This is a genomic window from Streptomyces sp. NPDC002130 (genome assembly GCF_040296465.1).
Classification (GTDB): Bacteria; Actinomycetota; Actinomycetes; order Streptomycetales; family Streptomycetaceae; genus Streptomyces.
Window position 1 is genome coordinate 1 of the sequence record NZ_JBEOXI010000248.1, and the last position, 11,543, is coordinate 11,543.

Genomic DNA, 11,543 nt, shown 5'->3' on the forward strand with positions numbered 1-11,543 from the left:
CCACCCTGCTGTGGATGCCACCCGGGCGGCGCGTGATCACGTCGTACAGGGCGGCGTCGCGCAGCGCGTCCTCCACCGCGTCGTCCGGGATCGACGGGTCCCACAGCGCCACGTTGTCGCGGACCGTGCCCTCGAAGAGGAACACGTCCTGGTCGACGAACGAGACCGAGGCGGCCAGCGCCCCGCGCGGGATGTCCTCGATGCGCTGCCCGTCGATACGGATCACGCCCTCCCACGGCGCGTACAGCCCGGAGATCATCCGGGACACCGTGGACTTGCCGCTGCCCGAGCCGCCCACCAGCGCCACCTGCTGCCCGGGACCGACCGTCAGGTCGAAGCCGGTGAGCAGGGGCTTGTCGAGGGGGCTGTAGCCGAACGTGATGTTCTCCAGCTCGACATGGCCCTGAAGGCGGCGCGTGGACTCGCTCCCGCCGGGCCGGCCGTAGAGCGGGTCGGCCTTGAAGTTCTCCACGTCCTTCAGCCGGGCCACGTCCGCCGCGAAGTCCTGGATGCGGCCCGCGACGCCGTTCAGCCGGGTCAGCGGGGCCGTGAAGCGGGTGACCAGGGCTTGGAAGGCGACCAGCAGACCGACCGAGATGTGCCCCTCGACCGCCCGCATGCCGCCGATCCACAGGATCAGCGCGCTGTTGAGGGTGGCCAGCGTCGGCGCGACCACGCCCAGCCAGGCGCTCGGCACGCCGAGCCGCTGCTGCTCCTCCAGGGTGGTGGCGTGCTGCCCGGCCCACTTGCGGAAGTAGCCGTCCTCGCCGCCGGTCGCCTTCATCGTCTCGATGAGCTGAAGGCCGGTGTAGGCGGTGTTGGTGAGGCGGGCCGTGTCCGCGCGCAACTTTGCCGTGCGCGTCGCCCGCAGCCGGATGACGACCCGCATGGCCACGATGTTCAGCAGGGCCACGCCGATGCCGACGAAGGTCAGCTGCGGGTCGTAGGTGTACAGCAGCACCGCGTACAGGACGACCACGATCGCGTCCACGCCCGCCGCCGCGAGGTCGCGGGACAGGGTCTCGGACACCGCGTCGTTGGACTGCAGGCGCTGCACCAGGTCGGCCGGGCTGCGCTGGGAGAAGAACGTCACCGGCAGCCGCAGCAGATGCCGCAGGAAGCGGGCGCTGGAGAGAGTGGAGGAGATGATGCGGCCACGCAGCAGGTTGGCCTGCTGGAGCCACGTCAGCACGACCGTGAGCAGCACGCAGGCCGCCATCGACGCGAACAGCACGCCGAGCAGCGAGGTCTGGTTGCCGATCAGGAACTCGTCGATGTAGGTGCGGCTGAGCGCGGGCACCGCCGCGCCGACCGCCACGAGCAGCAGACTCGCCAGGACCGCGGCGGGCATGGTGCCCGCGGTGCCGCGCAGCCGTGCGGGCATCGCGCCCAGGACGCCCGGCTTGCGGCCGCCCCGGGTGAAGTCCTCGCCGGGCTCCATCACCAGGACGACACCGGTGAAGCTGCCGTCGAAGTCCTCCATGGGGATGAACCGGCGGCCCTTGCCCGGATCGTTGATGTAGACGCCGCGGCGTCCGAAGCGCCGGCCCATCCCGTCGTAGACGACGTAGTGGTTGAACTCCCAGAACAGGATGGCCGGCGACTTCACCTCGGCGAGGGCGGCCAGGTCCATCTGCATGCCCTTGGCCGTCAGGCCGTAGGAGCGGGCCGCCTTGAGGAGGTTGCTGGCGCGCGAGCCGTCCCGGGACACGCCGCAGGCGATGCGCAGCTCCTCCAGCGGGACGTGCTTGCCGTAATGGCCGAGCACCATCGCCAGGGAGGCGGCGCCGCATTCGACGGCCTCCATCTGGAGCACGGTGGGGGTGCGGACCGTCTTCGCCCGGGCCTTGGGCACCTTGCGCTTGGGCGGGGCGGCGCGGCGCCTGCTCCGGGGCTCCTGCGCGGTCGCGCTCATGGCAGCAGCCAGTCGACGGGGCGCTGGTCGGACAGCCGGATCGAACCGGAGGCCAGCGTCATGGAGGGCAGCTTGTACGGAGGCCCGTCCGCGGAGGACCACTTGTAGCCGCTCTTGGTGGCGGAGGACCTGTCCAGCCGGACCGTCACGGCCACCGGTCTGCCCTTCTTCGTGAACTGCTCGCCCAGCTGGCTGTCCCCGAGGAACGCGGCGATCTGCTGCGGGGACTGCGCCGAGCGGTCCACCGACTTCACATGGCCGCGCAGCACGCCGTACTCCTGGGTCGGCACCGACTGCACGGTCAGGTCCACGGCCGCGTCGTCGGGGATCGAGGCGGCGTTCTCGGCGGGGACGTACACGGTGGCGTAGAGCGGGTCCCTGGTGTGGGCGACCTTCTCGACGGCGGCGACGTTCGCGCCGGTCTGGATGATCTGCCCGACGGTCGCTGCGAGCGCGGAGACCCGGCCCGCGTCGAGCGTACGGACGACCGCTTCGCCCTTGGCCGTACGGACCTTGAGCACGGGGGTGTCCGCGGCCACCTGCTGGCCCTGCTTCGCGAGCACGGCGGTGACCTGGCCCGCGACGGGGCTCTGCAGGAGGTAACTGCCCTGTCCGTGCGTGATGATCGCGGGCGCGCTGACGGTGGAGGTCACCGAGCCGGTCACCGCCCACACCGAGGCGGCGGCCATCGCGACCACCGTCACCGAGAGCACGAGCCAGCCCTGCGGACGGGCGAAACGCACCGGGAGGTCGAGTTCCTCCGGTGACTGGAGCTTGGCGAGGGCCTGTTGGCGGAACTGCAAGGAACTTCCCTCACCCGTGGAAGAGGTTGTGACGGAACCCGAAGAACCCGGAACCGCCGGCTGCGGTTCCGGGAATCAACGGCACAAGGGCTCGATCAGAGGCCGGAGACCAGGCCGGTGACCGGGGCCGTGTTCAGGCCGGTGACGCCCTCGACGGTGCCGACGGCGGTGTCGACCAGGCCGGAGACCGGGGCAATGCCGTCAACGGTGTCGGTGACGGTGTTCACGGCGTTCACGGACAGGCCGCCGGAGATGGCGTCGAGCTGGGCGTCAGCGATCTCGGCGGTCTCAACCTGGGGGGTGGAGTTCATGATGGAACTTCCCTTCATATGGATATCTCACAAGGGGGGAGCGGCCCCCTCTGGGGACAGATGACGGCCGCGACCGCGAGCACCGGGCATCCGTTTCCGAGTGCCCTGAGCGGCCCCCGCGGTGCGATGGATCAAAGCACGCCGCTGCTCCGCGCTTCCAATCAACCACCCCTCTCACCAGGCAACTTGCGCCCCATCGGCACCGATCCGTGGAGGTCTGCGCACGGCTTGGGGGCGAGTCCTTCACATGCGCCACGGCATCGGCGCATCCGGGCCCTTGAGTCGCCGGGTGGCGAATCCGGCACTCCCGCCCCAAAGGCGTGACCGACGCGGCCGGGCTGTGGATAACCCTCCTTTCGGTGACCGGGTTGAGCAGTCGGTGTGCAGATTCGCTGAAGCCGGGGTTTGACTCCGTGATGGCGACAGATCGCTTCCGAGTGGATACGGAGCGTTCCGTTCCGCCATGTCGGGGCGGCGCTCGATCCTGAAAGGCCGTCATCCGGCCATGGCCCGCCCCGGTCCGGCCCGGCCCGCCCCGCCGGACCGGCCCATGTGAACAGGGCGGTCGCTGGATGAGCGGTCGGCTTGCCTGCGACGGGAGTTGGCTGATTCCGCGATGCGAAGGGATCACTTGCAATCGGAATTGAACGCCCCGTGCGGCACGTGCGTACCAACAACCATCCAGGCGCCCCCCAGAAGCTGCCGGACGGCGGCACCTACTCCGTTCCCCAGGAGGAGAGAAGTTTGAGTCACAAGCGAATTCCGAAGCGCAAGGCCGCGATAGCGGCGGGCAGCGTGGTGGCGCTCGGCGCGGCCGCGATCCTGCTCCCCAACGCCAACGCCTCGCAGGACGGTTCGTCCGACGACGCGGCTGCCGCGCCGAAGACCCTGAAGGCGGGCGACGCCTCGGATCTCGCCTCGCAGCTCTCCGGGCTCCTCGGTGAGGCGTTCGGCGGCTCCTACTACGACGGCGACAACAAGCAGCTCGTCGTCAACGTCGTACCGGGCGACAACAACAACGTGATCGTGCAGGCCAAGGCGGCCGGCGCGAAGGTCCGCGAGGTCGACAACAGCTGGTCGGAGCTCCAGGACGGCGCGTCGACGCTGAAGTCCGAGGCGACCATCGCGGGCACCTCGTGGTCGATCGACCCGCGCACCAACAAGCTCCTGGTGACCGCCGACAGCACCGTGACCGGTGCCAAGTGGGACAGACTGGAAAGCACCGTGCAGGAGCTCGGCTCCGGCATGGCCACGCTCAAGAAGTCCTCCGGCACCTTCAAGCCGTTCGTCTCCGGAGGCGACGCCATCTTCGCGGGCGGCTCGCGCTGCTCCCTGGGCTTCAACGTCACCGCGGGCGACGGCTCCCCGGCCTTCCTGACGGCCGGTCACTGCACCCTCGGCGGCAACGAGTGGTCCGACACCCAGGGCGGTCAGCCGATCGCGACCGTCGACCAGTCGACCTTCCCGGGCACCGGCGACTTCGCACTCGTGAAGTACGACGACCCGGCGGCCGAGGCGCCCAGCGAGGTCAACACCGGCAACCAGACCGTCCCGATCACCGAGGCCGCGGAGGCGACCGTCGGCCAGGAGGTCTTCCGGATGGGCAGCACCACCGGGCTCGCCGACGGCCAGGTCCTCGGCCTGGACGCCACGGTGAACTACCCGGAGGGCACCGTCACCGGCCTCATCCAGACCGACGTCTGCGCCGAGCCCGGCGACAGCGGCGGCTCGCTGTTCACCCAGGACGGTCTCGCCATCGGCCTGACCTCCGGCGGCAGCGGTGACTGCACCGTCGGCGGCGAGACGTTCTTCCAGCCGGTGACCACCGCCCTGGAGGCGGTCGGCGCGACCCTCGGCGCGGGCGGTGCCGCGGGCGGCGGTGCCGGTGCCGGTGACGAGGCCGGTGCGGGTGCGGGCGAGGAAGCCGGTGCGGGCCAGGAAGCCGGTGCGGGCGACGAAGCGGGCGCCGGTGAAGAGGCCGGTGCCGGTGAGGAAGCCGGTGCGGGTGCCGGAGCCGGTGAAGAGGCCGGAGCCGGTGCCGGTGAGCAGGCCGGAGGCGACGAAGCGGGCGCCGGAGCCGGTCAGGACGCGGGTGCCGGTCAGGACGCGGGTCAGGGTGTCGAGGACAACTCCGGTCTGACCGAGTCCCGCTGACCCCTGCAGAGCCGTCGGCAGCCGGTCCGACGCAGCCGGTCCGGTTCCGCCCCTTCCTGGCGGAACCGGGCCGGCTCCCCTGCGTTCCGGACCGGTTGCCGATGTCCACCGGCCCTACCCGAGGGCCCTGATCAGCAACAGGGCGATGTCATCGAGCCGTTCTTCCCCGTCCGCGCGGTGCCGCTCCTGATGGACGAGGCTGTCGGCCAGTTCGTCCAGCGGCTGGTCCCCGGCGTCGGCCAGCCGCCGGCCCAGATCCGCGAGGGCCTCCTCGAAGTCCGTACCGGGGGACTCCACCAGCCCGTCGGTGTAGAGGACGAGCAGCGATCCGGGGGGCAGGGCGACCTCCGTCGTCGGGTACACCGCCGAGGCGTCGATGCCCAGCAGTGGGCCGCCCGCCAGATCGAGGACCCGCACCCGCCCGTCGGGCCGTCTCAGCAGCGGCGGGGGGTGCCCCGCCCGGGACATCACGGCCCGCCCGTGCTCCGGGTCGAGCCGCAGGTACAGGCAGCTGGCGAACAGGTCGGATCCGAGGTCGAGCAGCAGCCGGTTGGTGCTGCGCATGACCTCCTCGGGCGCCTGCCCCACGGTCGTGTAGGCCCGCACCGCGGTACGGACCTGCCCCATCAGCCCGGCCGCCGTCACGTTGTGGCCCTGCACGTCCCCGATCACCGCCGCGGCACGCCCCTGGGTGCCCACCAGGTCGTAGAAGTCGCCGCCGATGTCCATGCCCTGAGTGGCCGGCACATAGCGGCCGACCGCCTCGATGCCGGGCAGCGACGGCAGGGAGTGCGGCAGCAGCGCCTCCTGCAGACCGTGCGCGAGCCGGTGCTTGGCGTCGTAGAGCAGCGCCCGCTCCAGCGCCTGGGCGATCAGCCCGGCCATGCTGGTCATCACCGCCCGCTCCTCCGTCGGGAAGGGGTGCGGCTCGGCGTAGGAGAGCACGCACGTCCCCACCGGGCGGCCCTGGGCGATCAGCGGCAGGAAGGCCCAGGCCGCGAACCCGTCGGGGGTCGCGAGCCGCGCCGGGTACAGGCGCTCCAGCTGCTCCTGCGACTCGAAGAACGCGGGCACGCCCGTGCGCAGCACCTGGGTGCCCGGGGTCGGCTCGGTCAGGGGCATCCCGTCGAACCGCTCCACCACGTGCGGATCCCGGTAGCCGCGGTGCCCGAGCACCTGCAGACGCCTGGCCCGCGAGCCCAGCACGACCAGGGCCTGGCTGCCCACGGCCGGGGCGATCTCGTCCGCGACCAGCTGCACCACGTCCTGCACCCCCACCGCCTCGGTGAGCGCGCCGGCCAGGTCCAGCACCTGCGAGATGGTGACCAGCCGGGACGGTGCCCCGTCGGGCGGCGGTGCGGTCCGGTTCATCCGGGACACGGCCTTGGACCTGGTGATGCGGACGCTCAGGCCCGTCGTGCTCGGGTACAGCCGGAACGACAGCCATTCCCCGGGCGGGCGCAGCGCCACGAAGGAGGTGCCGTGCTGGCTCAGCAGCGCCGCCCGGTAGCGGTCCTCGTAGACCGGGTCGTTGAGCCAGGGCACCGACGCCCACAGCTGGGTGCCGAGCAGTCGGCTGACGGGGACGCTCAGCAGCTCGGCCGCCGCCGCGTTCACGAAGCCGACCCGTCCGTGCAGGTCGAGCGAGACCAGCCCGTAGGGCAGCCGGCTCACCATCCGGGCCGCCTCGACCGTGCCGAGCGTGCCGGCCATGCCGCCCACCAGGGGCGAGGCGAGCAGGTCGGTCTCGGGGTGCGGCGGGATGCTGTGCTCGGCGGCGCGCTCCAGCCGGACCGCAAGCCGGCCGCAGGCCGCGGTCAGATGCTCCCGCTCGTGGTCGGACATCTCCGCCGGATGCGCGCCCGGCCACGTCACGAAGACCGCGCCGTAGACGGTCGACTCGGTGGCGACCGGCACCGCGGCCAGGGCGAACGGGTAGGGCAGCACCACGGCGATCCGCGGATAGAGGCGGGCCATCTGCTCCTCGCCGCCGACCCACACCAGCCGCCGCTCGCGCGCCGCGTCGGACACCGGGATCGGCGCGCTCAGGCCCACCCGCTCCCAGGGCGCCGCGAACGCCCGGGGCAGTCCGGCCATCACCGCCATCTCCAGCACGGGCTGATCCGGCGCCATCAGGTACACGGCGCCGGAGTGGGCGTGCACCTCGTCCATCATCGAGGCCAGCGCCAGCGAGAGCAGGGGACGGCCGACCGGCGTCCTGGCGGCTGCCGGCGCCTGCGCGGACGACTGCCCGTCGGACACGCCGACCACCTCCTCGCACGGCCGCGCGACCGGGTCCAGGAACAAATCTCCCCCCTGGCGGCCCGTCCCGCACGACGAGCGCTTCCGGAACAGTGCCGGTTACCGTCGGTCACAGGGGTATCGGCCCCACAGGGGGCACTCTCGTACCCCGAGCACCCCGACTCATGCCTCCGTAGTCGAAGCGTGGGCGGGCGTACGAGCGCTGGGCGTGCGCCCCCGCGCCTCCTGATGGCCGGTTTCTCGTGTCCACGCAGGGTCACGGTCGCGAACAATGGGGCACGCGCTCAACACGACGAGGGGGCGTACGGCGAGCGGAGGGGGTGGCAGTGATCCGGGTGCTTCTGGTCCACGACGAGTGTCTGGTGCGGTCGGTGCTGGCGGAGTGGCTGCGGCAGGAGTCCGACCTGTCGGTGCACGACACGTCGTGGCGCGGCGCGCCGGGCATGGTGCGGTCGGTTCGGCCGGACGTGTGCGCGGCGGACCTGGAGTGCGCGGACTCCTACGGCATCCCCCCGCTGGGCGAGCTGTGCCGGCCGGGGCCGGACCGCGCGCGCCCCCGATTACTCGTGCTCGCCACCGCGAACCGGCCGGGCCTGCTCAAGCGGGCCGTCGAGGCGGGGGCGCTCGGGTACGTCGACAAGGAGGGATCCCCGCAGAATCTGCTGCGCGGGATCCGTCGTGTCGCTGAGGGGGAACGTTTCGTCAACGACTCGCTGGGCTTCGGGTTCCTCAAGGCGGCCGAGATGCCGCTGACCCGCAGAGAGCTGAGCGTGCTGACCCTCGCGGCCGAGGGAGCCTCCATCGCGGAGATCGCCGGGAGCCTGCACCTGTCCCACGGGACGGTGCGCAACTACATGGCCGCCATCACCCGCAAGACCGGGGCCCGCAACCGCATCGACGCGATACGCATCTCGCAGGGCCAGGGCTGGCTCTGACCCCTGGGCCCTGTCGTTCGATCATCTCGGCGCCGCGGGGCATGGCTCGGCTGAGAAGAACCGCACCTCACGGCCGAGCCGATCCACCCGACAGGGCCTACCGGGCCAGTGCGGGAGTCCAGCTGCCGACGAGGTCCCGGTACAGCGCGGAGGACCGCAGCAGCTCCTCATGACCGCCGTACGCCGTGCTCCGGCCGTCCAGCACCAGGACCCGGCCGGCGCGTCGGGCCGAGCTGATGCGGTGGGCCACCACCACCAGGGTCCCGCCCGGCCGGGCGGCGAACGCCAGCTCCGCGCGCTCCTCCGTCTCCGGGTCCAGATGGCAGGTCGCCTCGTCCAGCAGGGCGAGCGGAGCGTACGACAGGTAGGCCCGGGCCAGGGCGATGAGCTGCCGCTCCCCGGCCGACAGCGCCGACGGGTCCACCGGGGCGTCGAGCCCCCCGAGCCGGCCGGCCAGCGGGGCGAGGCCGACCGCTTCGGCCGCGGCCAGCAGCTCCCCCTCGGGCACCGGGTCCGGACGCAGGTAGGCGAGGTTCTCGGCCAGGGTGCCGCCGAAGACGTACGCCTCCTGCGGGATGAGCACCCGCGCGGCGGCCGCCTCGGGGCCGGGCACGGGGTGTCCGCCGACCCGGACGGTGCCGCGCGAGGGCGTGAGCAGCCCTGCCACGAGCGCGGTGAGCGTGGACTTGCCGGTGCCGCTGGGCCCCACGACGGCCAGGTGCGCTCCGGGCGGGAGCACGAGGTCGAGGTCGCGGACGACAGGCGCGCTGGCAGGCCCGTAGGCGAAGGTGACGGAGGCGAGGGAGACGGCCGGGGGCGGCTCCGCGGTGGCATGGTTCCCCGAGGGGCGGGGGACCGGCACGGTGCGGCCGTCGTTCGAGGAGGAGGCGCTCCCGCCGAGGTGGGGCACGCCGCGGCCGGAGCCGGTGTGATCGGCCCGGGCGGGCCCGCCTGCCCGCTGGGGTCCGTCGGCGGCGGTGGTGATGTGCGCCGGGCGGGTGTTCCCGTCCGGGTGGGGTCCGCTGGTGCGGTGGGCGGGTGTGGGTTCGCCGGTCAGTTGGGGCCTGTCCGCCGTGGTGGTGTGCGCCGGGCGGGTGTTCCCGTCCGGGTGGGGTCCGCTGGTGCGGTGGGCGGGTGTGGGTTCGCCGGTCAGTTGGGGCCTGTCCGCCGTGGTGGTGTGCGCCGGGCGGGTGTTCCCGTCCGGGTGGGGTCCGCTGGTGCGGTGGGCGGGTGTGGGTTCGCCGGTCGGCTGCGGCGTGTCGGCCGTGGTGGCGTTCGTGGGGCGGGGGCTCGTCGCTGGGAGAGGCGGCGTGGCGGTGTCGTCGGTGGTGTCCGGCTTGGTCAGTCTGCGCAGTACCACCGTCAGGCGGGAGCCGCTCGTGCCCAGGCCGTGGATCAGGTTGCGCAGGGCCGGGAGCAGGGACTGGGTGACGTAGGCGAGGGCACCGACCAGGGCGCCCGTGGAGACGCCCTGGGCCAGGAGCCAGGGGGCGGCGGCGAGCAGCAGCACGATCGGCAGCTGGCCGCCGATCGTCAGGGACGCCACCCGCAGCACACCCCAGCGGGCCAGCGCGCGCGCCGCCCGCAGTTCCGCCTCGACGCGCTCCCCGGTACCCGCGGCGATCTGCGCCTCCGCGCCGGTCGCCGTGATGTCGCGCAGGCCCGGGCAGACGGTGCCGAGATCACCGGCGAGGGCCTCGTCGGCGACCAGGAACGCCTCCTGCCGCCGGGCGAGGGGCCGCAGCGTCGCGGCGAACAGTGCCATGCCGAGGGCCAGGGGCGGTCCCACGACCAGCAGGAGCGGCGGGGCGAGCGCGAACAGGCCCGCCAGGGCACCGACGGAGGTGAACACGAAGGAGCGGGAGACCATGACCAGTCCGGCGAAGGTGTCCCGGGCGATCTCCACCTGCTGGGTGAGCCCGGACAGCGACCCCGCGTCACCGCCGCGCACCCCGCGCGAGACCACCCGTTCCACGAGCCGGTCCCGGAGCGGTTCGACCAGATCAGCGACGGCGGCGTAGACCCGGGCGGTGCCGTACGCACCGAGCAGGACGCCCAGGCCGGTCACCGCCAGCCAGACCAGTCCGACGTCCGCCCGGCCGCGCAGGAACCCCGCGTCCAGGGCCCGGGCGGGGCCGTACCCGATGAGGAAGGTCTGCCCGGTCTCCAGCACGGACCAGGCGGTGAGCCGCAGCAGGACCCGTCGGCGGGCCAGCAGGAAGCGCAGGCCCCGGGCGGGGAGGCCGGTGAAGGACGTCATGAGCACACCCCGCCCCCGACAGCCGCACCCGTACACGTCTGGCCGCTCATGCCGTTACGTCCTTCTCCCCGCTCGTCCCGCCCCGGGTGCCCGGGACCGGCTGTGAACCGCCCTCGCCCGCAGGGGAGCCGGCGGGGCCCGCCCCGTCCGCGAACACCGCCCGGTACTCCGCCAGCCGCCACAGCTCCTCGTGCCGCCCCACCGCCCGCACCCGCCCGTCGTCCAGCCACGCCACCGCATCGGCGCAGGCGGCCGTCGCGCCGCGGTGGGCGACCAGGAGCCGGGTGCTGCCCGGGCCGTCGCCGAAGAGGGCGTCGGTGATGTGGCGTTCCGTCACCGTGTCGAGGCTGGAGAGGGCGTCGTCGAGGATCAGCAGGCGTCCGCCGTGTGCGAACGCCCTGGCGAGGCCCAGCCGTTGCGACTCACCGCCGGAGCGGGGGGCGTCGGCGACGGCCGTGCCGTATCCGTCGGGGAGGCGGCGCACGAAGTCGTCGGCGAGGGCCGTGCGGGCCGCCTCCCGGATCCGGCCGGGGGAGGGGGAGGGCAGGCCGAGGCCGAGCGCCTGCTCGACCGTGCCGCCGAGCAGGGCGGGGCGGGCGAAGGCGTAGCCGACGGCGCCGCGCAGGTCGTCGTGCGGCAGCTCGCGCAGCGGGACACCGTCGAGGAGCACCTCGCCGCCGTCCGGGTCGGCCAGCCGTCCGGCGAGCGCGGCCAGCATCGACTTGCCGGAGCCGGACCGGCCGACCACCGCCAGGGTCGTGCCGCCCGGCACGTCGAGGTCCACCCCGTCGAGCACGGTGCGTCCGCCGCGCCGGGACGTCACCCCGCGCAGCTCCAGCCGCCCGGCCCGCTCAGCCCTCCAGGAGGAGCACCGTCTCGTCTATCTCGGCGCCGCGGGCGGGG

7 protein-coding genes and 1 pseudogene are annotated in these 11,543 nt (G+C 73.2%); 2 read left to right on the top strand and 6 right to left on the bottom strand.

The features are described from left to right. From ABT116_RS33400 to ABT116_RS33410, 3 genes are all read right to left on the bottom strand, one after another. Window positions 1–1,915: cysteine peptidase family C39 domain-containing protein (locus ABT116_RS33400; protein ID WP_351641425.1), on the bottom strand; the 1,915-nt coding region annotated here is incomplete at its 3' end. Continuing rightward, window positions 1,912–2,718: a biotin/lipoyl-containing protein gene (locus ABT116_RS33405; RefSeq protein WP_351641427.1), complete on the bottom strand. Its 807-nt coding sequence runs from the start codon at window positions 2,716–2,718 to the stop codon at window positions 1,912–1,914. The genes ABT116_RS33400 and ABT116_RS33405, both read right to left, overlap by 4 nt. 95 nt (window positions 2,719–2,813) lie before the next feature. Continuing rightward, window positions 2,814–3,029, bottom strand: a complete 216-nt coding sequence (locus tag ABT116_RS33410; RefSeq protein WP_351641428.1) for a type A2 lantipeptide — start codon at window positions 3,027–3,029, stop codon at window positions 2,814–2,816. A 744-nt stretch (window positions 3,030–3,773) separates the two neighbouring features. Between ABT116_RS33410 and ABT116_RS33415 the strand changes: the two genes are divergently transcribed. Next, a complete protein-coding gene (locus ABT116_RS33415) occupies window positions 3,774–5,183 on the top strand; it encodes a S1 family peptidase (protein WP_351641430.1) in 1,410 nt (469 codons plus the stop codon). Window positions 5,184–5,297: 114 nt separating this feature from the next. On the opposite strand, the gene ABT116_RS33420 is transcribed toward ABT116_RS33415, so the two are convergent. Further along, on the bottom strand, window positions 5,298–7,454 hold the full coding sequence (locus ABT116_RS33420) for a SpoIIE family protein phosphatase (RefSeq protein WP_351641435.1): 2,157 nt from the start codon (window positions 7,452–7,454) through the stop codon (window positions 5,298–5,300). A gap of 317 nt (window positions 7,455–7,771) precedes the next feature. Between ABT116_RS33420 and ABT116_RS33425 the strand changes: the two genes are divergently transcribed. Further along, window positions 7,772–8,380 (top strand): LuxR C-terminal-related transcriptional regulator, encoded by a 609-nt coding sequence (locus ABT116_RS33425; RefSeq protein ID WP_351641432.1) that lies wholly within the window; start codon window positions 7,772–7,774, stop codon window positions 8,378–8,380. Between the two features lie 97 nt (window positions 8,381–8,477). On the opposite strand, the gene ABT116_RS33430 is transcribed toward ABT116_RS33425, so the two are convergent. Next, window positions 8,478–10,640 carry an ATP-binding cassette domain-containing protein gene (locus ABT116_RS33430; RefSeq protein WP_351641434.1) on the bottom strand — a complete coding sequence of 721 codons (2,163 nt, stop codon included), beginning with the start codon at window positions 10,638–10,640 and terminating at the stop codon, window positions 8,478–8,480. A gap of 46 nt (window positions 10,641–10,686) precedes the next feature. After that, window positions 10,687–11,484, bottom strand: a pseudogene (locus tag ABT116_RS33435) (ATP-binding cassette domain-containing protein); the annotation flags it as partial. Window positions 11,485–11,543 lie beyond the last annotated feature (59 nt).

What these genes read in the sequence shown, in the direction of transcription:
- ABT116_RS33410 (WP_351641428.1), bottom strand. Translation starts at nt 3,029, where the DNA reads ATGAACTCCACCCCCCAGGTTGAGACCGCCGAGATCGCTGACGCCCAG.
- ABT116_RS33430 (WP_351641434.1), bottom strand. Translation starts at nt 10,640, where the DNA reads ATGACGTCCTTCACCGGCCTCCCCGCCCGGGGCCTGCGCTTCCTGCTG.